The organism is Microbacterium jejuense, from assembly GCF_039544225.1.
In the GTDB taxonomy this organism is placed as follows: Bacteria; Actinomycetota; Actinomycetes; order Actinomycetales; family Microbacteriaceae; genus Microbacterium; species Microbacterium jejuense.
Genome location: NZ_BAABLG010000008.1, coordinates 645734 through 668053, shown reverse-complemented (window position 1 = coordinate 668053; position 22320 = coordinate 645734). Strand labels below are relative to the sequence as shown.

The 22320-nt window shown below is 71.2% G+C and carries 18 protein-coding genes; 15 read left to right on the top strand and 3 right to left on the bottom strand.

Annotated elements, in window-relative coordinates; genetic code table 11:
* The 5 genes from ABEA46_RS15680 to ABEA46_RS15660 all read left to right on the top strand — a co-directional run bounded on the left by ABEA46_RS15680 (window position 1) and on the right by ABEA46_RS15660 (window position 5536).
* A complete protein-coding gene (locus ABEA46_RS15680; RefSeq protein ID WP_345545687.1) occupies window positions 1-960 on the top strand; it encodes a carbohydrate ABC transporter permease in 960 nt (319 codons plus the stop codon).
* A 2-nt stretch (window positions 961-962) separates the two neighbouring features.
* Window positions 963-2270, top strand: coding sequence for an arabinan endo-1,5-alpha-L-arabinosidase (locus ABEA46_RS15675; protein WP_345545685.1), 1308 nt, complete (start codon window positions 963-965; stop codon window positions 2268-2270).
* Complete coding sequence (locus ABEA46_RS15670) at window positions 2267-2944, top strand: YesL family protein (protein ID WP_345545683.1); 678 nt, start codon at window positions 2267-2269, stop codon at window positions 2942-2944. Before ABEA46_RS15675 ends, ABEA46_RS15670 begins: the two co-directional genes overlap by 4 nt.
* Before the next feature lie 79 nt (window positions 2945-3023).
* Window positions 3024-4535, top strand: coding sequence for an arabinosylfuranosidase ArfA (arfA, locus tag ABEA46_RS15665; RefSeq protein WP_345545681.1), 1512 nt, complete (start codon window positions 3024-3026; stop codon window positions 4533-4535).
* The gene (locus tag ABEA46_RS15660) at window positions 4532-5536 is read left to right on the top strand and encodes an arabinan endo-1,5-alpha-L-arabinosidase (RefSeq protein WP_345545679.1); all 1005 of its coding nucleotides are present in this window, start codon (window positions 4532-4534) and stop codon (window positions 5534-5536) included. Before arfA ends, ABEA46_RS15660 begins: the two co-directional genes overlap by 4 nt.
* A 69-nt stretch (window positions 5537-5605) precedes the next feature.
* Here the strand turns inward: ABEA46_RS15660 and ABEA46_RS15655 are convergent, their stop codons facing one another.
* Complete coding sequence (locus tag ABEA46_RS15655) at window positions 5606-6622, bottom strand: LacI family DNA-binding transcriptional regulator (protein WP_345545677.1); 1017 nt, start codon at window positions 6620-6622, stop codon at window positions 5606-5608.
* Window positions 6623-6829: 207 nt separating this feature from the next.
* Between ABEA46_RS15655 and ABEA46_RS15650 the strand changes: the two genes are divergently transcribed.
* From ABEA46_RS15650 to rocD, 5 genes are all read left to right on the top strand, one after another.
* The gene (locus ABEA46_RS15650) at window positions 6830-7264 is read left to right on the top strand and encodes a hypothetical protein (RefSeq protein WP_345545675.1); all 435 of its coding nucleotides are present in this window, start codon (window positions 6830-6832) and stop codon (window positions 7262-7264) included.
* Window positions 7264-7497 (top strand): helix-turn-helix transcriptional regulator, encoded by a 234-nt coding sequence (locus ABEA46_RS15645; RefSeq protein WP_345545673.1) that lies wholly within the window; start codon window positions 7264-7266, stop codon window positions 7495-7497. The genes ABEA46_RS15650 and ABEA46_RS15645 overlap by 1 nt, the downstream gene beginning before the upstream one ends.
* A 1-nt stretch (window position 7498) precedes the next feature.
* Window positions 7499-8524: an NAD(P)-dependent alcohol dehydrogenase gene (locus tag ABEA46_RS15640; RefSeq protein WP_345545671.1), complete on the top strand. Its 1026-nt coding sequence runs from the start codon at window positions 7499-7501 to the stop codon at window positions 8522-8524.
* A gap of 161 nt (window positions 8525-8685) precedes the next feature.
* Window positions 8686-9576, top strand: a complete 891-nt coding sequence (gene ddaH, locus ABEA46_RS15635; RefSeq protein ID WP_345545670.1) for a dimethylargininase — start codon at window positions 8686-8688, stop codon at window positions 9574-9576.
* A gap of 14 nt (window positions 9577-9590) precedes the next feature.
* Window positions 9591-10814, top strand: a complete 1224-nt coding sequence (gene rocD / locus ABEA46_RS15630) for an ornithine--oxo-acid transaminase (RefSeq protein WP_345545668.1) — start codon at window positions 9591-9593, stop codon at window positions 10812-10814.
* Between the two features lie 15 nt (window positions 10815-10829).
* On the opposite strand, the gene ABEA46_RS15625 is transcribed toward rocD, so the two are convergent.
* Both ABEA46_RS15625 and ABEA46_RS15620 read right to left on the bottom strand, forming a co-directional pair.
* Window positions 10830-11513 (bottom strand): FadR/GntR family transcriptional regulator, encoded by a 684-nt coding sequence (locus ABEA46_RS15625; RefSeq protein WP_345545667.1) that lies wholly within the window; start codon window positions 11511-11513, stop codon window positions 10830-10832.
* Between the two features lie 139 nt (window positions 11514-11652).
* Window positions 11653-13236 carry a molybdopterin-dependent oxidoreductase gene (locus tag ABEA46_RS15620; protein ID WP_345545665.1) on the bottom strand — a complete coding sequence of 528 codons (1584 nt, stop codon included), beginning with the start codon at window positions 13234-13236 and terminating at the stop codon, window positions 11653-11655.
* A 97-nt stretch (window positions 13237-13333) separates the two neighbouring features.
* On the opposite strand from ABEA46_RS15620, the gene ABEA46_RS15615 reads away from it, so the two are divergent.
* The 5 genes from ABEA46_RS15615 to ABEA46_RS15595 all read left to right on the top strand — a co-directional run bounded on the left by ABEA46_RS15615 (window position 13334) and on the right by ABEA46_RS15595 (window position 22269).
* Window positions 13334-15010, top strand: coding sequence for a circularly permuted type 2 ATP-grasp protein (locus tag ABEA46_RS15615; RefSeq protein WP_345545664.1), 1677 nt, complete (start codon window positions 13334-13336; stop codon window positions 15008-15010).
* On the top strand, window positions 15004-15936 hold the full coding sequence (locus tag ABEA46_RS15610; RefSeq protein WP_345545662.1) for an alpha-E domain-containing protein: 933 nt from the start codon (window positions 15004-15006) through the stop codon (window positions 15934-15936). Before ABEA46_RS15615 ends, ABEA46_RS15610 begins: the two co-directional genes overlap by 7 nt.
* A gap of 34 nt (window positions 15937-15970) precedes the next feature.
* The gene (locus ABEA46_RS15605; RefSeq protein ID WP_345545661.1) at window positions 15971-16816 is read left to right on the top strand and encodes a transglutaminase family protein; all 846 of its coding nucleotides are present in this window, start codon (window positions 15971-15973) and stop codon (window positions 16814-16816) included.
* 234 nt (window positions 16817-17050) lie between these two features.
* Window positions 17051-18061, top strand: a complete 1011-nt coding sequence (locus ABEA46_RS15600; protein WP_345545659.1) for a LacI family DNA-binding transcriptional regulator — start codon at window positions 17051-17053, stop codon at window positions 18059-18061.
* A 146-nt stretch (window positions 18062-18207) separates the two neighbouring features.
* Window positions 18208-22269 carry a S8 family serine peptidase gene (locus tag ABEA46_RS15595; RefSeq protein ID WP_345545657.1) on the top strand — a complete coding sequence of 1354 codons (4062 nt, stop codon included), beginning with the start codon at window positions 18208-18210 and terminating at the stop codon, window positions 22267-22269.
* Window positions 22270-22320 lie beyond the last annotated feature (51 nt).

The window sequence follows — 22320 nt, the reverse complement described above, 5'->3', positions numbered from 1 at the left end:
ATGACGCTCACCACTCCCGGGGCCGTGTCGGCCCTGAACTCCGACCTCGAGGGCGCGCCGGGGCGCAAGCTGCCCCAGCGCCGTATCGGCCGCCCCACCGGCAACTCCGCCGGCCGCCGGCGCTGGTTCGGCGCCTACGGCCTCGTCAACGTCATCCTCACGATCGTGCTGTCGATCGGCGGCATCGTGATGATCGCGCCGCTGCTGTGGACGTTCTCGACGTCGCTCAAGACCCGCGAAGCCGTGTTCGCGCTGCCGCCGCAGTGGATCCCCGACCCGGTGGTGTGGGAGAACTACGTGCGGGTCTGGTCGGCAGGGCCCCTGCTGTCGGGCATCGTCAACTCGGTGATCGTGTCGGCCACCGTCACGATCATCGGCACGATCACCTCGATGCTGGCGGCCTTCGCGTTCGCGAAGCTGCGGCTGCCCGGCAAGAACGTGCTGTTCCTGATGCTGCTGGCGGCCATCATGATCCCGTTCCCGACGATCATGATCCCGCAGTTCAAGCTGTTCGCCGACCTCGGCATGGTCGACACCCTGTGGCCGCTGATCCTCCCCGGCGTCTTCGGCAACATCGTGATGATCTTCTTCATCCGCCAGTACCTCGACTCGGTGCCGGACTCGATCATCGAGGCCGCCAAGATCGACGGCGCCGGCTACCTGCGGATCTTCTTCACCCTCATCTTCCCGGCGATCCGCCCGGCGATCGCGGCGCAGTTCATCCTGTGGTTCATGGCGGTGTGGAACGACTACCTCGCCCCGATCATCTACCTGAACTCGCCCGAGAAGCAGACGCTGCAGCTCGTCATCGCGAGCTTCAACGCGACGTACGCCAGCCAGACCGACTACCCGCTCATCATGGCGGCCTCGTTCATCGCGCTGATCCCGGTGCTCGCGGTGTTCGTCATCTTCCAGCGTCAGATCATCGAGTCGGTCGCCCTCACGGGAGCGAAGGGCTGATCGTGACGTACTCGATGGATGCGGCCACCGCCGCCGACCCGACCACGTGGGGTGCGCGCAACGCGCACGACCCCACCGTGGTGCGCGGCGACGACGGCCGCTGGTACATGTTCTCGACCGACGCGGCGGTCGGCGTCGACGACATCCCCGCGGGGGTGCACGTGCGCACCTCGCCCGACCTCGTCACGTGGACCTTCATCGGCACGGCGCTGGACGGGGTGCCCGCCGCCGCCCTGGCCCACACCGGCGCAGAGGGGCTGTGGGCGCCCGAGGTGGTGCGCTGGCCCACCGCCGACGGGTCGCCGCTGTGGCACATGTACTACTCCGCCTCGACGTTCGGTTCGCGCACATCGGTCATCGGCCTCGCGACCGCCGCGTCCCCGGCAGGACCGTGGGCGGATGCCGGACCCGTCGTCACCACGACCCACCAGGTCGACGGGCACAACGCGATCGACGCCGCCGTGGTCTTCGACCGGGCCGGACGCCCGTGGCTGACGTACGGCTCGTTCTTCGGCGGCATCCACATCCTCCCGCTCGACGCGCGGACCGGATTCGCCGAGGACCCCGACGAGGTCGGCACGCTCATCGCGCGCCGGCCGGCCAGCGTCGACGGCGCGGTCGAGGGCGCCTACATCGTGTACCGCCCCGAAGAGGACCGCTTCGTGCTGTTCGTCTCGTACGACTCGCTGTTCGACAGCTACAGCGTGCGGGTCGCGTCGTCGCACCAGGTCACCGGGCCCTACCTCGACGCCCGTGGCCGCGCCCTCACCGATGTGTCGGACGTGGCGCCGGATGCCGTCGGCACGAAGATCCTCGGCGGCCACCGGTTCCCCGGCGGCACGGCGTGGACCGCGCCGGGCCACAACTCGGTGTTCCGCGACGGCGACCGGCTGTTCCTCGTGCACCACGTGCGTCACGCCGACGACCCGACGCGGCACGAGGCGCAGATCCGCCGCGTGCACGTCACGGCGTCGGGGTGGCCCCTCGTCTCGCCGCACCCGTTCGCCGGTGACGACGCCGAGCGCCTGCCCGCGCCCGCGTCGGTGTCGGGCGACTGGGACGTCGTGAGGTTCGACCCCGCCGAGCGCGGGGTCGTGGCATCCGTCCGCCTGCCGATCGTCGCCGCCGCCCACACCGACGGGCAGGCGCTGACCACGCCGCTCATCGTCGGCGCGGGCGAGGGCGACGTCGTGCTGGATGCCGTCGTCTTCGGCGCGTTCGACCCCGTGGCGCAGCGCCCGGTGCTCGCCTTCGCCGGCCTCGACGCCGAGGGCGTCGTGTGGACCGGCTCGAAGGCGGTGACGGCATGATCGCCGAAGCCGGGTGGGCCGGACGCGTGATGTCGTGGCTGCGGGTCATCGCCGCCCTCATCGTCGTGAACCTGCTGTTCGTCGCCGGCACGATCGTCGGACTGGTCGTGCTGGGGTTCGCACCGGCAGCGCTCGCGGCGACCGCCTGCCTCACGCTCCTGCGCGACGGAGAGCTCGAGACCGGGCTCGTGCGCACGTTCGCGCAGGCATACCGCGCCCAGTTCTGGCGCGCGAACCTCATCGGAGTCCCGTTCGGCGTGATCGCGGTGCTGCTCGCGCTCGACACCACCGTGCTGCCTGCGCTGAACGGACCGGTCGCGGCGGCGCTCGCCGGGTTCACCTGGGTCGTCGGCGCCGGAGCGCTGCTCGCGTTCGCCGCCGCGCTGACGGTGGCCGTCCGGTACGACGAGAGGCCGGGCCCCGTGCTGCGGTACGCCGCGGTGCTGCCGTTCACGTCGCCGGTCATGAGCCTCGCACTGCTCGTCACCCTGGCCGTCATCGGCGTCGCCCTGGGCTTGCTGCCCATGCTCGTCCCGCTCGTCGGCTTCGCCGTCGTGCTGTTCGTCGCGGGGTGGTTCGTCGACCACCGGCTCGCGGCGCTCGATCCTGACCATCCCCGAGCCGCCGACCGCCGGGGCGAACCGGCGCCCGTGACGGCGGCATCCGGCCGCTGAACAGACCCCTGAACTCGCGGGCACGCCCCGCACCGTCATGCCGTGCTGCCCGCAGCCGGCCCCACCCTGGAGGAGAAACGTGACCACGTCACCCGCCACCGCCCGCATCTCGGTCGACCGCGAGGCGGTCGTCGCCCCGATCGACCGCCGCATCTTCGGCTCTTTCGTCGAGCACCTCGGCCGCTGCGTCTACGACGGCATCTACGAGCCCGGTCACCCGACGGCCAACGAGGACGGCTTCCGCCTCGACGTCGTCGACCTCGTGCGCGAACTCGGCTCGACCACGATCCGCTACCCCGGCGGCAACTTCGTGTCGGGCTTCCGCTGGGAGGACTCGGTCGGCCCCCGCGACCAGCGCCCGGTGCGCCGCGACCTCGCGTGGCACTCGCTGGAGACCAACCAGGTCGGCGTCGACGAGTTCTCGCGGTGGCTGAAGCTCACCGGCTCCGAGCTCATGATGGCCGTCAACCTCGGCACCCGCGGGATCGAGGCCGCGCTCGACCTGCTCGAGTACTGCAACCACCCGTCGGGCACGGCGCTGAGCGACCAGCGCATCGCCAACGGCACCCCCGAGCCGCACGACATCAAGATGTGGTGCCTGGGCAACGAGATGGACGGCCCCTGGCAGACCGGGTACATGACGGCGGAGGACTACGGCAAGCTCGCCGCCCGTACGGCGCAGGCCATGAAGGCCGCCGACCGCAGCCTCGAGCTGGTCGTGTGCGGCTCGTCGGGCTCGGCCATGCCGACCTTCGGCGACTGGGAGCGCACCGTGCTCGAGCACGCGTACGACCACGTCGACTTCATCTCGTGCCACGCCTACTACCAGGAGCGCGGCGGCGACCTCGGCTCGTATCTCGCGTCGTCGATCGACATGCAGTACTTCATCGAGACCGTCGTCTCGACCGCCGACCACGTGGGCAACAAGCTCAAGTCGAAGAAGAAGATCAAGCTCTCGTTCGACGAGTGGAACATCTGGTACCTCGACGAGCACCAGGCCTCCGACGAGGTCAACGACCAGTGGCGCGTCGCCCCGCGACAGCTCGAGGACGTCTACTCGGTGGCGGATGCCGTCGTGCTGGGCAATCTCATGATCACGCTGCTGCGCAACCACGACCGGGTGACCTCGGCGTCGCTCGCGCAGCTGGTGAACGTCATCGCGCCGATCATGACCGAGCCGGGCGGTGCCGCCTGGCGCCAGACCACGTTCTTCCCTTTCTCGGTGACCTCGCGCCTCGCCCGCGGCGAGGTGCTGAAGCCCCGGATCGACGCCGGCACCTACGCGACAGCCGTGTACGGCGACGCGCCCCTGGTGGACTCGGTGGTCACTGCCGACGACGGCGCCGCGGCGGTGTTCCTCGTGAACCGCAGCCAGACCGACGCGATCACCGTCACGGTCGACGTCACCGAGCTCCGCGTCGCCACGGTCGCCGAAGCGGTCACCGTGTGGGACGACGACGTGTACGCCAAGAACACGCTCGCCGACCAGGAGCGCGTGGGTCTCAAGACCCTCGACGGCGTCGTGCTCGAAGGCGGCATGCTCACCGTCACGCTGCCCCCGGTGTCGTGGTCGGCGATCGCGCTGGCATGAGGTCACGGCTCGCGGCGGTGGCGGCATCCCTGCTCGCCGTCGTCGCCGCGATGACCGGCTGCGCGGGGACGCCCGCCGCCCCCGAGCTGAGCGGAGACACGTTCGTGCACGACCCCGCGTTCGTGGCGGGCGTGGACGGCGAGCCGTCGTTCCTCTACTCCACCGGCAACGGGCAGGTCGGCGACGGCAACATCCAGGTCCGGCGGTCGGACGACGGCGCCGACTGGGAGGACGCCGGCACCGTGTGGGACGAGAAGCCGCAGTGGCTCGTGGACGCCGTCCCCGGGGTCGACAACCTGTGGGCCCCGGAGCTCTACGAGCACGACGGCACGTGGTACCTGTACTACTCGGCGTCGACGTTCGGTTCGAACACGTCGCTCATCGCGCTGGCCACCAACACGACCCTCGATCCTGCCGACCCCGACTACGAGTGGGTCGACCAGGGCGTGGTGATCGAGTCCGCCGGCACCGACTTCAACGCGATCGACCCGGGCATCGTCGAGGACGCCGAGGGGGACCCTTTCATGGCGTTCGGCTCGTTCTGGAGCGGCATCCGCATGGTGCCGCTGGAGTGGCCGAGCGGACTGCGCGCCGCCGGCACCGAGGACGACGAGCCGCTGCGCCTGGCCGACCGGCAGTCGCCGCCCAACGCGATCGAGGCGCCCTACATCGTGCCGCACGACGGGTACTACTACCTGTTCGTGTCGCGCGACTCGTGCTGCCAGGGCGCCGACAGCACGTACAACATCGCGGTCGGGCGGTCTGAGGACGTGACCGGGCCGTACCTGGACGCAGACGGCGTTCCCCTGCTCGAAGACGGCGGCACCCCGGTGCTCGCGACCTCGGGCACGCGCGTCGGCCCGGGCGGCCAGTCGGCCTCGGGCGGGCTGCTGGCCTTCCACTGGTACGACGCCGACCTCGACGGACAGTTCCGGCTGGGCCTGCTGCCGCTGCGGTGGCGCGACGGCTGGCCGCGCGTGGAGTGGCCCGCCGAGGACTGAGGCGCCTATGCCGACACCCCGGGGCGGAACGGACCACGGCGAGGGCGCCGACCGTCGCGAGGCGGAGGGTCAGCGGGCGACGGCGGGCGCCGACTCGCGCTGCACGATCTCGAAGTCGGCGAGCAGCAGGCGCGGGGGAGCGTCGAGCCCCTCGATGCGCTCGATGACCGTCGATACCGCGGTGCGGGCGATCCAGGCGCGGCCCGGGTCGACAGTCGTGAGCGACGGGATCGAGTACTGCGCCTCGTCGATGTCGTCGAAGCCCATGACCGCCACGTCGTCGGGCACGCGCAGTCCCGCCTCCTGCAGCGCGCGCATGGCACCGAACGCGAGCGTGTCGTTGAGGGCGAATACGGCGTCGAACGCCACGCCGCGCTCGATGATCTCGCGCATCGACCGGGCGCCGTTGGCGCGATGCCACTCGATCGACGGACCGATGAGGCGGCCGTCGAACGGGATGCCGTGGGCCTCGAGCGCCTCGCGGTAGCCCTGCAGGCGCAGCGCCGCCGAGCCGATCAGCTCGCCCTCGTGCGCGCCGACGATCGCGATGCGCCGCCGGCCCGAGTCGATGAGGTACTCGGTCGCGGCGCGGGCCGCCTCGACGTTGCGCATCGTGAGGTGGTCGGTGGGCCCCTCGAAGATGCGCTCGCCGAGCAGCACCAGCGGGTAGTCGACGTTCAGGTGCGCGACGTCGTCCTGGCTCATCTCGAGCGGGCTGAAGATCAGGCCGTCGCTCATCTTGCGCCGCGGGCTCGTGAGCAGGTCGAGCTCGCGCTGGCGTCCGCCGCTGCCGGTCTGCTCGATCGTGACGACGAGCCCCGAGGCCTCGGCGGCGGCGATGACGGATGCCGCCAGCTCGGCGAAGTACGCCAGCGCCAGGTCGGGCACGGCCAGCGCGATCGAGCCGGTGCGGCCGGAGCGGAGGCTGCGTGCCGTGAGATTGGGCGTGTACCCGAGCTCGGCGATCGCGGCCTCGACGCGCTCCTTGGTCGTCGGGCGGATGTGCGGGTAGTCGTTGATGACGTTCGACACCGTCTTGATCGAGACGCCCGCGAGGCGCGCGACGTCGTGCAGCGTTGCCGCCATCGCCCACCCCCGATCGCTCCGATGCCGTCGGCTCCCCGGCCGGCGTGCTCCGAGCCTACAACGTTGTAAGACGCCTTCGGTCCACCGCCCCTCATTGTGGCCGAGCCGTGGCGCGGGAGGCAATGTAAAGAATCCTTGACATTGCCTAGGGCGCCGGCGTACCGTGCAGGTGTCAAACATTCTTTACATGCCGCGGAGGGCGGAGTCATGGTCTACGAAGAGCGCAACATCTGGGCGAGCCTCATCGTGAGCGTCCTCGCCATGGCGGTCTACATCGTGCTGGTGCTGCAGCAGGCGGGCGGTGGACCGCTCGCCGACGTCGACTGGGTGCCCCTCATGCTGTGGACGATCGGCGCCAGCATCGTCGCCGCGATCCTGCTCAGCATCGCGTGGGGAATGCTCGCCGGCATGCGCGATCCCGACGGCGTCGGAAAGAGCGACCAGCGCGATCGCGACATCTCGCACATGTCGACCCGGGTGGGTCAGGCGTTCCTCGTCATCGCGGGGCTCGGGGTGATCGTGCTCTGCGCGTTCGAGGCCGACTGGTTCTGGATCGCCAACACCATGTTCTTCGGGTTCGCGCTGTCGTCGATCGTCGGCGGCATCGCGAGCGTCATCGCCTACCGCCGCGGGCTCGTCTGATGGTCAAGCCCACCCAGGTCACCAACTCGATCCGTGCCGCGCGCGAGGCCGCGGGCATGACGCAGGCCGACCTCGCCCGCCGCGTCGGAGTGACGCGGCAGACCCTCATCGCGATCGAGCAGGGGCGCTACTCGCCGTCGCTCGAACTCGCGTTCCAGCTCGCCCGTGCGTTCGGCGTCGGGCTCGACGACCTCTTCGACTATCCGGGCCCCATCCAGCATCCAGGGGAGTGACATGGCCGTCCCGTTCACCGCCGACACCATGCCCGCGTGGCGGCAGCACCGCTACGGACAGGCCGACGCCGTCGCGCTCGAGACCGCCGCGGTGCCCGCGCCGGGCCGCGGCCAGGTGCTGCTGCGCGTGCGCGCGACGGGCCTCAACAACGGCGATATCCGCGTCATGCGTGGCGAGCCGCTGCTCGTGCGCCTGGCGTTCGGCCTGCGCCGGCCGCGGCAGCCGGTGCGGGGGATGGATGCCGCCGCCGCCGTGGTCGCCGTCGGTGACGGGGTGACCGGACTCGCGGTCGGCGACGAGGTCGTGGGGGAGCTGCCCGGCGGCGCCCTCGCCGGCTACGCCCTGGCGCCGGCGTCGCGGCTCGTGGCGCGGCCGGCGGACCTGGATCCGGCGCTCGCGGCGGCGCTGCCCGTGGCGGGCGGGACGGCCTGGCAGGCGCTCGAGCTCGCACGCCTCGGCGCCGTCGACGGCGCCGGGCCCGACCACTCGCGCGTGCTCGTGATCGGCGCCTCCGGTGGCGTGGGCACGTTCGCGGTGCAGCTCGCCGCGCTGCGCGGGGCCGAGGTGTGGGCGCTGTGCGGGGAGCGCAACCGCGCGCTCGTCGAGTCCCTCGGCGCGACGCGCACCTTCGACTACCGCCGCGTGCAGCCCGGTTCGCCGGACCTGGGCGAGCGCGAGTTCGACGCGGTGATCGACATCGCCGGCACCGCCCCGCTGCGTGAGCTGCGGCGCCTCGTGCGCGACGGCGGCCGGGTCGTGCTGGTGTCGGGCGAGGGCGGTCGTGTGCTCGGCCCGATAGGGCGCCTGATCCGTGCCGGACTGCTGTCGATCGGCGCGCGCCGGCCGCTGATCCCGCTCGCCGCGACGCCCAAGCCCCGTGTGCTGGCCGCGCTGGTCGCTCTCACAGCAGCGGGCGAGCTGCATCCGGTCATCGAGCGGAGGTTCGCGTTCGCCGACGCGGGCGACGCGCTCGCGCACGTCGCCGACGGCCACGTGACGGGCAAGGTCGTGGTGCTCGCGGACTGAGGGTGAGGCATCCGAATTCGCGCTCACTCCCCGGCCGCACGCAGGGTGCGTGAGACAATGGATCCGGCGTGCCCGGGACTGCTCTTCGCCCCGCTCCGGATCGAGTGGGACGGAGCCGCCGGGCCTGTGGACAGCGTCCGCCGTACTTCGCAAGGAGACACATGACAGGCGACATCGCGCCCGCACCCGCCCAGACCGCCGCTTCGACAGCCGCGGGGTCTGAACGGACCCAGCAGCACCGCAGCTACCTGATGTGCCGCCCCGAGCACTTCACGGTCAGCTACACGATCAACCCCTGGATGGAGCCGGCGAACCCGACCGACACCGCCCTCGCGGTGCGCCAGTGGCAGGTGCTGTACGACACGTATCTCGCCCTCGGGCACGACGTGCAGCTCATCGACCCGATCCCGGGCCTGCCCGACATGGTCTACACCGCCAACGGCGGGTTCGTGATCGGCGGCGTCGCGTACGGCGCCAAGTTCCGCTACCAGGAGCGCGTGCCCGAGGGCCCGGCGTTCATGGACTGGTTCCGCGACAACGGCTTCGAGGTCGCCGCCCCCGTCGAGGTCAACGAGGGCGAGGGGGACTTCCTGCTCGTGGGCGACACGATCCTCGCCGGCACCGGCTTCCGCTCCACCGGCGACAGCCACCGCGAACTCGCCGACGTGTTCGGCAAAGAGGTCGTGAGCCTGACGCTCGTCGACCCGCGGTTCTACCACCTCGACACCGCGATCTCGGTGCTCGACCCGGTGCAGGGCCCCGGCGGCGTCGAGAAGGCGAACATCGCGTACCTCGAGCACGCGTTCGACGACGCCTCCCAGCAGGAGCTCGCGGCGCGCTACCCGGACGCCATCAAGGTCGCCGACGCCGACGGCGCCGTGTTCGGGCTCAACTCGGCCAGCGACGGCCGCAACGTGATCATCTCGCCGCGTGCGACCGGCTTCGAGGCGCAGCTGCGCGAGCGCGGCTACAACCCCGTGCTCGTCGACCTGTCCGAGCTGCTGCTCGGCGGCGGCGGCATCAAGTGCTGCACGCTCGAGCTGCGGCGCTGAGCGGAGGAGGAGACATGACCCCCGAGACCTTCACCGACACCGCGATGGTCCGCATCATCGCCGGCGAGGAGGAGCACCTCGCGCACAACTACCACCCGCTGCCCGTCGTCATCTCGCGCGGCGAGGGCGCCTGGGTGACCGACGTCGAGGGCAAGCGGTACCTCGACCTGCTGTCGGCCTACTCCGCGCTCAACTTCGGGCACGGGCATCCCGCGATCCTCGCCGCCGCGCAGGAGCAGCTGAACCGCCTGACCCTCACCAGCCGGGCGTACCACAACGACCGCCTCGGCCCGTTCGCCGCGGCGCTCGCCGAGCTGTGCGGCAAAGACCTCGTGCTGCCGATGAACACCGGCGCCGAGGCCGTCGAGACGGGCATCAAGGTCGCCCGCGCGTGGGGTTACCGCGTCAAGGGCGTGCCCGTGGATGCCGCCACCATCGTCGTCGCCCACGGCAACTTCCACGGCCGCACCACGACGATCGTCGGCTTCAGCGACGACGACTCCGCGCGAGACGGGTTCGGCCCGTTCACGCCCGGCTTCGTCTCGGTGCCCTACGGCGACGCCGCCGCGATCGAGGCGGCGATCACGCCCGAGACGGTCGCCGTGCTCATCGAGCCGATCCAGGGCGAGGCCGGCGTGATCCTGCCGCCCGAGGGGTACCTGCGCGCGGTGCGCGAGGTGTGCACGGCGCGCGGCGTGCTGTTCATCGCCGACGAGATCCAGTCCGGCCTCGGCCGCGTCGGCGAGACGTTCGCGTGCGATCGCGAGGGCGTCGTGCCGGACGTGTATCTGCTCGGCAAGGCTCTGGGCGGCGGCATCCTGCCCGTCTCGGCCGTCGTCGCCGACCGCGACGTGCTGGGCGTGATCCGCCCCGGCGAGCACGGCTCGACGTTCGGCGGCAACCCGCTCGCCGCGGCGGTCGGACTGCGCGTCGTCGAGATGCTGCAGACCGGCGAGTTCCAGAGTCGCGCGAAGCTGCTGGGCGAGCATCTCGAGGCCAAGCTGCAGGATCTCGTCGGCCACGGCGTCACGGCCGTGCGCGTCGCGGGGCTGTGGGCGGGCGTCGACATCGACCCCGCCGTGGGCACCGGCCGTGAGGTCGCCGAGCGCCTCATAGCCCGCGGCGTGCTCGTCAAGGACACGCACGGCCAGACCGTGCGCATCGCGCCGCCGCTGGTCATCCGCGCGACCGAGCTCGATTGGGCGGTCGAGCAGCTCCGGACGGTGCTCGCCGCCTGAGCCCGTGGGCCCGGCTCAGGCCCGGCGCGCGCCGGGGGTGACGCCGCCGAAATGGCGGCGCATCGCCGAGCGTGCGCCGGCCGGGTCGCGCGCGGCGATCGCGTCGACGATGTCGTAGTGGATGCTGTCGGTCCGGGCATCCGTATCGGCCTCGGCGACCGCGAGCCGGCGTGCCGCGATGTCGTCGCGGAGCACGTGGCTGAGTCCCTCGTGGAGGAACTGCAGCACCGAGTTGTCGACGACGGTCTGCAGCCGGCGATGGAAGGCGACATCGGCCTCGTGCGCGTCGTCGTCGTCGCCGGCGGCCTGCGAGGCGACCATGCGGTCGACCTCGGCCCGCAGCGCGTCGACCTCGGCGGGCGTCGCACGGCGGGCCGCCGCCTCGGCGAGGGCCTCTTCGAGGAGCACGCGGGACTCCGAGAACTCCTCGTCGGTCAGGTGGCCGAGCTCGCGGGCGATGGCGAAGAACGTGCGCACGAAGTCGTACGACGGGTTGCTGAGGTAGGTGCCACGGCCCTGCGTGCGCGTGAGGAAGCCGAGGCGTTCGAGCACGGCGAGCTGCTCGCGCAGCGTGCCGCGGCTCATGCCCAGGGCGTCGCACAGCTCGCGTTCGGGCGGCAGACGGCGCATGCCGGTGGCTTCGTCGATCGTCGCGAGCTCGAGCAGGCGCGCGACGAGCAGCTCCAACGGATCAGGCACCGATACCTCCCCAGCAACCGGCGTCCCCAAGAGCCGGTCCCTCCCCGCATGCTATCGGGCTCTCCGGTCACGCGCGTCCGGTTGACGAAACCCGAGCGCACCTGGACATCTGTTCACCGCTCCGGGCGCGCAGACAGGGTCAGAACACCGAGACGGTGCGCCAGTGCCAGCCCGAGGCGCCGTCCGGCGCGGGCGGGGCCACCTCGTCGGTCTGCACCTCGCCGGACTTGCTCGTCGCCCGGCACTGGATGACGTGGTCGCCCTTCTCGGCCGTCCACGGCATGCTCCACTGCACCCAGGTGTCGTCCGAGATCGCGGTCGCGAGCGTGGCGGTCTGCCACTCGCCCTCGTCGATGCGCACCTCGACGGCTTCGATGCCGACCTGCTGCTGCCACGCGACGCCGGCGATCATGACATCGCCGGCCTTCAGCCCCTGTCCTCGGCGCGGCACGTCGATGCGCGATTCGAGCTTGATCGGTCCTCGCTCCGCCCAGCCGCGGTCGGTCCAGTACGCGCGCGCCTGGTCGAACCGCGTCACCTCCAGGTCGACGATCCACTTCGTCGCCGACACGTAGCCGTAGAGCCCGGGAACCACCATGCGCACCGGGAACCCGTGCTCCAGCGGGAGCGGCTCGCCGTTCATGCCGACGGCGAGGATCGCGTCGCGCCCGTCGGTGAGCGCTTCGAGGGGAGTGGATGCCGTGAACCCGTCGATCGACCGCGACAGCACCATGTCGGCCGCCTCGTCCGGCACGGCGCGGGCGAGCAGCTCCCGCACCGGATACCCGAGCCAGCGCGCATTGCCGATGAGATCGCCGCCGACCTCGTTCGACACGCACGTGAGCGTCGTCCACGACTCCTGCAGCGGCAGTGCGAGCAGTTCGTCCCAGGTGAGCTCGACCTCGTGCGCGACCATGCCGTGGATCCGCAGCCGCCAGTTGGCGGGGTCGACCTCGGGCACGATGAGCGCGGTGTCGATCCGGTAGAAGCTGTCGTTCGGCGTGACGACCCGCGCGAGCCCCGGCAGGTCGAGCTCGGCGCCGGCGGGGACCGGGGATGCCGCCACCGCCGGCTCCGGAAGGTGCAGCGCGCGCCGCGCCGCGGCCACACCCGCCGAGGCCGTGGTGCGGAGGCTGCCGATCGCGACGGCGAGCACGCCGACGGCAGTCGCCGCGCCCGCCCACGCGAAGAAGGCCCGCCGGTTCGGCTGCGCGGCAGGCTCATCCCGCGGATCCGTGTCCGTCTCAGCGGCGGGAAGGGATGCCGCGGCCCGGGGCCGCAGCATCCTGACCAGCAGCCACAGCGCGACAGCCCCGACGGCGCCCGCGATCAGCGCCGGCGCCCACGCGAGCGCACCCGCTCCGGGACGGGTGGCCGCGACGATCGCGCCGGCCACGCCGAACGCTCCGACGACCGCGGCGCCCCACGGCGCAAGACGTACCTCGAGCCACCCGGCGAGGGCGGCGAGCACGATCATCCCGATCGCGATGCCCGTCAGCAGGGCCGCCTTGTCGCCCGTGCCGAACAGCGCGATCGCGGTGTCCTTCGCCCACGGCGGCGCCAGGTCGATGAGCGTGCCGCCGATCGCGGCGACCGGACTCGACGACGGCGAGAGCACGGCGGCGGCGAGCTCGCCGAGCCCCGCTCCGAGCGCGACCGCGGCGACGCCCGCCGCCCACCCCAGGGGCGCCGGGACACGGTCCCGCCGGGACTCACGAGCCATGAGAGAAGGGTACGTTCGCGCGGCGGCATCCGCACGGTGCGCCGTCTTCGCCCCGTGCGAAACATGTCGGCAATCCGGGCCGCATTAGGCTCTTCGCATGGGTGATCTGTTCGACGGCTACGGCTCGACGCTCGCGCCGCGCAAGACGCCCTCGGGGGTGCCCGCGTTCGACGAGATGTTCGGGAGTCCGGCCCACCCCGGCGCCCCCGCAGAGTCGCGCGAGGCCTATCGAGAGCTGTATCAGGCGCTGGCGCAGATGACGCAGGAGGAGCTGCGCGGCCGCACCGATTCGCTGGCGAGCTCGTACCTCGCGCAGGGTGTCACGTTCGACTTCGCGGGCGAGGAGCGGCCGTTCCCACTCGACGCCGTGCCGCGCATCATCGCGTTCGACGAGTGGTCGCGCATCGAGGCGGGCGTCAAGCAGCGCGTGCGCGCGCTCGAGGCCTTCCTCGCCGACGCGTACGGCCACCAGCACTGTGTGCGCGATGAGGTGCTCCCCGCCCGGCTGATCTCCAGTTCGCAGTACTTCTACCGCCAGGCCGCCGGCATTCAGCCCGCCAACGGCGTGCGGATCCAGGTGTCGGGCATCGACCTCATCCGCGACGAGCACGGCGAGATGCGCGTGCTCGAAGACAACGTGCGGGTGCCCTCGGGCGTCAGCTACGTCATCTCGAACCGCCGGGTCATGGCCCAGACGCTGCCCGAGCTGTTCGTGTCCATGCGGGTGCGCCCGGTCGGCGACTACCCCAACAAGCTGCTCGCGGCGCTGCGCGCCTCGGCGCCCGCCGGCATCGAGGACCCCAACGTCGTCGTGCTGACGCCCGGCGTCTACAACTCCGCGTACTTCGAGCACACGCTGCTGGCCCGCCTGATGGGCGTAGAGCTCGTCGAGGGCCGCGACCTGCTGTGCGTCGGCGGCAAGGTGTTCATGCGCACCACGCGCGGCCCCAAGCGCGTCGACGTCATCTACCGCCGTGTCGACGACGACTTCCTCGACCCGCTGCAGTTCCGCGCCGACTCGATGCTGGGCGCCCCGGGGCTCATGCTCGCCGCGCGCCTGGGCAACGTCACGATCGCCAACGCGGTGGGCAACGGCGTCGCCGACGACAAGCTGCTGTACACCTACGTTCCCGACCTCATCCGCTACTACCTGGCCGAGGAGCCGATCCTCAAGAACGTCGACACGTGGCGGCTCGAAGACCCTGGCGCGCTCGAAGAGGTGCTCGACCGGCTCGACGAGCTCGTCGTGAAGCCCGTCGACGGCTCGGGCGGCAAGGGCCTGGTCGTGGGCCCGGACGCCTCGCCCGCCGAGCTCGACAAGCTCCGCCGGCAGCTGCGCGCCGACCCGCGCGGGTGGATCGCTCAGCCCGTCGTGATGCTCTCGACCATTCCGACCCTCGTGGAGGACGGGATGCGGCCACGCCACGCCGACCTGCGGCCCTTCGCCGTGAACGACGGCGAGGACGTGTGGGTGCTGCCGGGCGGCCTCACCCGCGTCGCGCTCCCCGAGGGACAGCTCGTCGTCAACTCCAGCCAGGGCGGAGGTTCGAAGGACACCTGGATCGTCGGCGGATCGGCCCCCGGCACTGTCGAGTACGGCCATGGCCGCGGCGTGCCCGAGCTGGTCGCCGACCAGGCCGCGAACGTCACCGAGGCGATCCCGATCGTCTACGACGCGCAGACCGAGCCGTCGCATTCGCCGCAGGATCCGGGCCGCGGAAACCACGAGCAGCATGAGCAGCAGCAGCAGACCGCCGAGGAGTCGTCATGCTGAGCCGAATCGCCGAGTCACTGTTCTGGATCGGGCGCTACATCGAGCGCAGCGACGGCACCGCCCGCATCCTCGATGTGCACCTGCAGCTGCTGCTCGAAGACCCGTGGATCGACGAGGACACCGCGTGCCGGTCGCTGCTGAGCGTCATGGGGTCGCTGCCTCCCGAGGGCGTCGAGCACGTGCGCCGCGAGGACGTGCTCTCGCGCCTGGCCGTCGACCGCATGAACCCGTCGAGCATCGCGTACGCCCTCACCGCGGCGCGTGAGAACGCCCGACGTGCCCGCGAGATCGTCTCGACCGAGCTGTGGGAGACCCTCAACACCACGAACGCCCGGATGCCGCGGCGCCTGCAGAACGACCGGGTGCACGAGTTCTTCCAGTGGGTCCGTGAACGGGCGGCCCTGGCCGTCGGCATCCACGACTCCTCGATGAGCCGTGACGAGGCCTGGCAGTTCTTCACCCTCGGCCGCAGCATCGAGCGCACCGACATGACGGCCCGTCTGCTGGCCACACGCTCGCTGACCGAGGCGTCGGGGCCGTCGTGGACCACGATCCTGCGCTCGTGCGGCGCCTACGAGGCCTACCTGCGCACCTACCGCGGCATGCCGAGCGCGCGCAACGCCGCGGAGTTCCTGCTCCTGGACCGCCTGTTCCCCCGCTCGATCATCTACTCGATCCAGCGGGCCGAGGAGTGCATGAGCGCCATCGACCCGCGCGCCGACCGCGTCGGGCACTCCAACACCGTGCTGCGTGCCCTCGGGCAGATCCGCAACGACCTGGAGTACCGGCCGATCTCCGAGATCCTCGGCGAGCTGCCCACTCACATGGATCGCGTGCAGCAGGTCACGCGTGAGGCGTCCGAGGCGATCCGCGGGCGGTTCTTCCCGACGCAGGCCGAGCCGAGCTGGATCGGAGAGATCTCATGACCCTTCGACAGGCTCAGGGACCGGGGCGGCGATCATGAAGAGACTGCGCATCGAGCACCAGACCGGGTTCAGCTACGGCGGCGACGTCACCGCGTCGTACAACGAGGCGCGCATGCTGCCCGTCTCGACCGAGAGCCAGTTCGTGCTCAACTCGTCGCTCGACATCGAGCCGTCGACGTCGGTCAACCAGTATGTGGACTACTTCGGAACCCGCGTCGCCGCGTTCGACGTGCTGACGCCGCACTCGGCCCTCTCGATCACGGCACGCTCGCTGGTCGAGGTGCGTCCGCGCCCGCTCGAGCACATCGACGTCACGTGGGACGGACTGGCCCGCGAGGCGAACCGCTCCATCGAGACCGTCGAGCAGCTGTCGCTGACGGGCCGCACCCGCCCCCACGACGAGGTCGCCGAGCTCGCCCGCTCCATCGCCGCGCAGCACGATCACCCCGGTCGTGCCGCCCACGCCATCTCGGTGGCGGTGGGGGATGCGGTCGAGTACATGCACGGCGTGACCGGTGTGCACTCGACAGCAGCCGAGGCGTGGGAGGCCCGCAAGGGCGTGTGCCAGGACATCGCGCACATCACCCTGGGCGCGCTGCGCTCGGTGGGCATCCCGGCGCGCTACGTGTCGGGCTACCTGCACCCGCGCCCGTCGGCCGAGGTCGGCGTCGCGGTGACGGGCGAGTCCCACGCCTGGATCGAGTGGTTCTCGGGGGAGTGGCAGGGGTTCGACCCCACCAACAACATCGAGATCGGCGACCGTCACGTGCTCGTCGGCCGCGGCCGCGACTACAACGACGTGCCGCCGTTGCGCGGCGTGTACGCCGGCCCCTTCAAGAGCAACCTGCACGTGAAGGTGACGATCACCCGCGAGGCCTGATCCGGCGCACGCCGACGCCGTGCTCCGCCGCCCGGACCTCTTGACGGGATCGTCCGGACCATGCCACTGTGGACCGGTCTACAACGGACGCCGCGAACGGTTGGGAAACGCTTTCGCGCTCCGGTAGGTTTGGCCCTGAGGCCACGCCCTCGAGACCCCGCAGGGAGGTGGATGATGACGGTCCCCACGACTTCTCCAGGCGCCGCTGACGCGTCGGCCGGAGCCTCCGGGGGCGTGGGCCCAGCCGTGCCCCTGCGCCGTGCGACGATCGAGGATGTCGCCGCCCGGGCGGGCGTCTCACGCGCGGCCGTGTCGAAGGTGCTGCGCGACGCGTACGGCGTCAGCGATGCGATGCGCGAACGCGTGACCCTGGCGATGGCAGAGCTCAACTATCGCCCCAGCATCGCGGCCCGGGCGATGCGCGGGCGCACGTACACGATCGGCATCGAGCTGCCCGATCTCGCGAACCAGTTCTTCGTGCGCATCGTGCGCGGCGCCACGGCGGCGCTCGAAGGCACGCCGTACCAGCTCATCCTGGCGCCTGCCGAGACCGGGTCCCGACTCGGCTACCGCGCGCTCGAAGCCCTCGTCGACAGGCAGGTCGACGGGCTCATCGCCGTGTCGCCGCGGGTCGACGAGGACGCGCTCGAACGGATCGCGGCATCCGTCCCGCTCGTCATGTTCGGCCGCCTCGACACCTCCGACCGCTACGACGTCGTGGCCGGAGACGATCTGGGCGGGGCGCGACTGGCGCTGCAGCACCTGTTCGATCTCGGTCACACCCGCATCGCCCACCTGACGCTGCCGAAAGAGGATCCGAACGCGCCGTACCCGCACAGCGGCCGGTTGCGGGAGTACCTCGCGGCGATGGCCGCCCACGGCTTCGAGCCCGAGGTGTGGAGCTGCGAGGACGGCTCGGATGCCGCATACCGGGCGACGCGCGACGCGATCGAGCGCGGCACCTCGGCGACGGCGGTGTTCGCCGCGCACGACGAGCTGGCCTTCGGAGCGCTGCGCGCGATCTCAGACACCGGCGCCGACCTGTCGGTGATCGGCTACGACGACGTGGCGATGGCCGGACACCCGGCGATCGGCCTCACGAGCGTCGATCAGCCCGGTGAGCGCATGGGCGCGCGAGCGGTCGAGATGCTGCTGGAGCGCATCGCCGGCCGCACCGCCGCGGTGCGCGAGGTGTTCGAGGCCGAGCTCAAGCCGCGCACGTCGACACAGCCGCCGCGCGACTAGGCTCCGGGCGCGTGTCGACTTCGCGCCATGTCGTCCTCTCGCCACCCTCCCGGCTAGGGAAACCGCATCCCGCGGTGTGAGAGTCGAAGGGCAGACCCGGGCGGCACTCGCCGGCCGGGTGAGACCGCCCTTCCCGGAGACTCCCCATGAAACGCTCCACCTTCTCTCGCGCGCTCGCGGCCGTCGCCGCGGGCGCCGTCGTCGCCGGCGGGCTCATCCCCGTCGCCGCCGTGGCAGCCCCTCGTCCGTCGGCGGATGCCGCCGCCATCCTCGCCGGGCTGACCGACGATCAGCGCTCAGCCCTCGATGCGCTCGACGCGATCGACGTCGACCCGCTGAACTTCGACGAGGGGGCGCTCGCCTCGTCCGACCCCGTGGGGGTGATCGTGTCGTTCACCCAGCAGCCCGCCGACGTCGAACGCCTGCTCGCTGCCAAGGACGGTGTCGACCTCTCGCAGGATGCCGCCGACAAGAAGGTCGCCGACTCGCATCGCCGCTTCAAGGACGACGTGGCGCAGATCTTCACAGGTGAGGACGGTGTCGCCGCGGCGCCGACGATCGCCGCCGAGTACACCGAGGCGTTCAACGGGGTGAGCCTCACGCTCCCGGGCGACCAGATCGAGAAGCTGCTCGATTCGGCGGAGGTCGGCTCGGTCTGGCCCGACGCCGAGGTGACGGCCCTCGGCGGACGCAGCGCCGCCGCCGAGCCGACGCCGGCGGATGTGCAGGACGAGATCGCGGCCGGGCTGAAGAAGCTCCACGCCGACGGCGTCACCGGCACCGGCATCAAGGTCGGCATCATCGACACCGGCATCGACTACCACCACCCCGATCTGCAGACCGTGTACGCGGGCGGCCACGACTTCGTCGACGGCGATGACGACCCGATGGAGACGACCTGGGAGGACTGGAAGTCCTCGAAGCAGGCAGAGGTCTCGAACGGGAGCACGTACTACACCGAGCACGGGACGCACGTCGCCGGCATCATCGCGGGCACCGGGACGACCGCGGGCTCCGCGCAGGGCGTCGCCCCGGACGCGCGGGTGTACTCGTACCGCGTGCTCGGCCCCTACGGCTCGGGCAGCACCAGCGCGGTCCTCGCGGGCATGGACCGCGCACTGACGGACCACATGGACGTCGTGAACATGTCGCTCGGCGCCTCGGTGAACGACCCGCTCAGCCCCCAGTCGATGGCGGCGAACAACCTCGTGCTCGCGGGCATCACCACGGTGGTCGCCGCAGGCAACAGCGGCAGCGACGCCTTCACGATCGGTGCGCCGGCGGCCGCCGCGCTGCCGATCACCGTCGGCGCCAACGACTCGCCGCTCGACCTGCCGGCCGCGACCATCGTGGCCGACGGCGCAGAGGTCCAGGGTCGTCTTCTGGCGCAGCCGTACGGCGAACCGTTCTCCGGTCTGACCGGCACGTTCGACATGTTCGACGGCGGCATCGGCAACGGCGCCGGGTACACGGGCGACGTGCCGCAGGGCAAGATCGCCCTGGTGCGCCGCGGTGAGATCACCCTGAACGCGAAGGTCGAGTACGCGAAGCAGCGCGGCGCTGTCGCAGTCATCGTCGTCAACGAAGCCGGGTCGACCGGACACATCCCGGCGTTCCTGGGCGCGGGAGCCAAGTTCGTGCCCGCGTTCTCGGTCACCGACGAGCAGGGCGCGGCGCTGTACGCGGCAGTGGCCGACGGCTCCGCCCAGGTGACGTTCGCCGCCGACGGCACGCTCACGCTCGGCGACGGCTCGCTCGCCTCGTTCAGCTCGCGCGGTCCGGTCAACGGAACGATGGCGATCAAGCCCGAGATCACGGCGCCCGGCGTCAGCGTGCTGTCCAGCATCCCGCTCGACATCGTCGACCCGCAGGGCACGGACTACACGAACGCCTACGCGTACCTGTCGGGCACGTCGATGGCGACGCCGTACGTGGCGGGCGTCGCGGCGCTGGCGCTGCAGTACGACCACACGCGGACGCCCGAGCAGGTCAAGATCGCCCTGATGAACACGGCGGCCGCGCCGCCGGTCAACAGCAGCGTCTACGAGGTGGGCGCCGGTCAGGTCGATCCGCTCGCCGCGGTGACCGCGAAGACCGCCGCGTGGGTGGACGCGACGACCGAGCTCGAGCTGCCGGACCAGAGCACCGTGGACCACGCGTATCGCACGGGTGCGCTCGACTTCGGCCTGGTCGCGGTCGGCATCGGGGCGAAGCGCTCGGCGACCGTCGAGGTCGCCGCCCCGTCGCCTGCGAAGTATTCGGTCGCGGTGCAGTTCACGGACGGCTCGGGGACGTCGATGGATGCCGCCGCCAACGGTGTCCGGCTCACGGCGGGCAAGACCACCGTGAACGCGTCGAAGAACGGCGGCAAGGTGCCCTTCGACCTGGAGGTGCCGGCGACGGCTGCGAAGGGCTACTACGAAGGCGATGTCGTGCTCACCGCGGCCGGTGCCGATCCGATCGAGATCCCGTTCGGGCTGCGCGTCGCGGACCGCGGCATCGCGGACGTCGACATGGTCAAGTCCGTCGTGACGAACCGTCAGGGGCAGGACATGTCGGTCATCGGCGAGGCGATCAACGGCCAGGCGGTGTTCGGCTTCAAGCTGGCGGGCCAGATCGATCACCTGGACATCGTCTACGCGGATGCCGCCGGCAACGACCTCGGCCTCGTCGGCACGGTCGACACGCAGCCGCTCCTCGAGGACCGCTGGTACGGCTACGTCAACCTGTATGGGCAGTACTACCCCTTCACGGGTGATGCCGCCGCGCCGGTGAGCCATCGTCCGGTCTGGGCCGCCCAGGGACAGTACACGTTGAAGCTCATCGGCGTGGACGTCGACGGGAACACGTTCCAGACGACCCGTCCGCTGTTCGTCGACACGACGAGCCCCACGTACGACGACGGTCTGGCGCCGTACAGCATGGCGCACCCCAAGGTCGTCCGTGTGCCGGCGGACGCGAAGGAGTACGTCATGAAGGCGTCGCTCATGGACGGCGAGCTGGACCAGATCCGCGCGGCGGGCATCGACCTGGCGCAGTCCGACAACCGGCTGTACTTCACCCGCTTCACCGGAGCCCCGGAGGGACTGTGGTACCCGGATGCGAGCGGCGCGGTGAACGGCACCGTGACACTCAGCCCCGGCCCCGCGACCGGTGTGCGGATGTGGGCGGCGGACGCGGCCGGCAACGTGAGCAATCGCCAGGAGGTCTACCTGCTCCGCGACGGCTACCCGTACGTGATCGGCGACGCCGACACCGCATGGGCGCGTCCAGGAGACGTCGTGACCTACACGTTCACGGCCCACGACACCCAGGCCTGGTCGGACTACGCGATGGAGCTGCGCTACAGCCCGTCGTCGACCGAGATCCTCTCGATCGACAAGACCGACGAGCTCGCCGCGGTCGCCTCGGGCGAGGTCACGACGACCGAGCGCACGGTGTCGAGCCAGGTCATCAAGAAGGTCAGTGTGGCGATGGACGACAGCACGGCCGGCGTGACGGCTGCCGAGCTGCCGACGTTCCGCGTGACGTTCCGGGTGCTCGACGGTGGCTACACGGAGCAGACCGGGCTCTTCCAGGCCGGGGTCTACGTCACCTCGCGCACAGGAGGCAAGGCTCCACAGATCGTGTACCCCGGGACGCGCTACCTCAACCCGGTGTCAGCCGCGATCATTCAGCCGGCCCCGCAGGCCCTGCTCACTGATTCCTTCGCGTTCGACTACGCGAACCGCGACTACTCCGCGGTCGGCACCACCGGGACGCTCACACTGCCCGACGGTGCGGCCAAGGCGTGGACCTTCGACGCGAAGGGCGGCGCGAGCCTTGCGGGGCTGCCGTACACCGAAGAGCCGGCTACCGCCGTCGTGCGCACGCCGGGTCACTTCGCCTGGTACCAGGACATCGACCTGGCCACGCACGGAGAGTTCGGTCTGGCCGGGCAGCGCTACAGCGCCATTCCCGCGCTGCTCGCCGGCGACGTGAACGGCGACGACGTCATCGACGTCAAGGACGCGGCCGCGATCTACGCGGCTCGCGGCACGTCGGAGCGTGACGCCGACCTCAACCTCGACGGCGTGGTGGACGGTGACGATCTGCAGTGGGTCATCACGAACTGGTTCGCGCGCAACACGACGGCCAAGACCGTGCCGGTGCCCGTGTCGAAGTACAAGGGCCAGACACTGAACAAGATCGTGGCGTCGATGCCCTGACCGGTGATCGCTGCGGGTGGTCGGACGCGAGTCCGGCCGCCCGCAGCTGTT

What these genes read in the sequence shown, in the direction of transcription:
- ABEA46_RS15680 (WP_345545687.1), top strand. Translation starts at nt 1, where the DNA reads ATGACGCTCACCACTCCCGGGGCCGTGTCGGCCCTGAACTCCGACCTC.
- ABEA46_RS15670 (WP_345545683.1), top strand. Translation starts at nt 2,267, where the DNA reads ATGATCGCCGAAGCCGGGTGGGCCGGACGCGTGATGTCGTGGCTGCGG.
- ABEA46_RS15660 (WP_345545679.1), top strand. Translation starts at nt 4,532, where the DNA reads ATGAGGTCACGGCTCGCGGCGGTGGCGGCATCCCTGCTCGCCGTCGTC.
- ABEA46_RS15655 (WP_345545677.1), bottom strand. Translation starts at nt 6,622, where the DNA reads ATGGCGGCAACGCTGCACGACGTCGCGCGCCTCGCGGGCGTCTCGATC.
- ABEA46_RS15650 (WP_345545675.1), top strand. Translation starts at nt 6,830, where the DNA reads ATGGTCTACGAAGAGCGCAACATCTGGGCGAGCCTCATCGTGAGCGTC.
- ABEA46_RS15645 (WP_345545673.1), top strand. Translation starts at nt 7,264, where the DNA reads ATGGTCAAGCCCACCCAGGTCACCAACTCGATCCGTGCCGCGCGCGAG.
- ABEA46_RS15640 (WP_345545671.1), top strand. Translation starts at nt 7,499, where the DNA reads ATGGCCGTCCCGTTCACCGCCGACACCATGCCCGCGTGGCGGCAGCAC.
- ddaH (WP_345545670.1), top strand. Translation starts at nt 8,686, where the DNA reads ATGACAGGCGACATCGCGCCCGCACCCGCCCAGACCGCCGCTTCGACA.
- rocD (WP_345545668.1), top strand. Translation starts at nt 9,591, where the DNA reads ATGACCCCCGAGACCTTCACCGACACCGCGATGGTCCGCATCATCGCC.
- ABEA46_RS15620 (WP_345545665.1), bottom strand. Translation starts at nt 13,236, where the DNA reads ATGGCTCGTGAGTCCCGGCGGGACCGTGTCCCGGCGCCCCTGGGGTGG.
- ABEA46_RS15615 (WP_345545664.1), top strand. Translation starts at nt 13,334, where the DNA reads ATGGGTGATCTGTTCGACGGCTACGGCTCGACGCTCGCGCCGCGCAAG.
- ABEA46_RS15610 (WP_345545662.1), top strand. Translation starts at nt 15,004, where the DNA reads ATGCTGAGCCGAATCGCCGAGTCACTGTTCTGGATCGGGCGCTACATC.
- ABEA46_RS15605 (WP_345545661.1), top strand. Translation starts at nt 15,971, where the DNA reads ATGAAGAGACTGCGCATCGAGCACCAGACCGGGTTCAGCTACGGCGGC.
- ABEA46_RS15595 (WP_345545657.1), top strand. Translation starts at nt 18,208, where the DNA reads ATGAAACGCTCCACCTTCTCTCGCGCGCTCGCGGCCGTCGCCGCGGGC.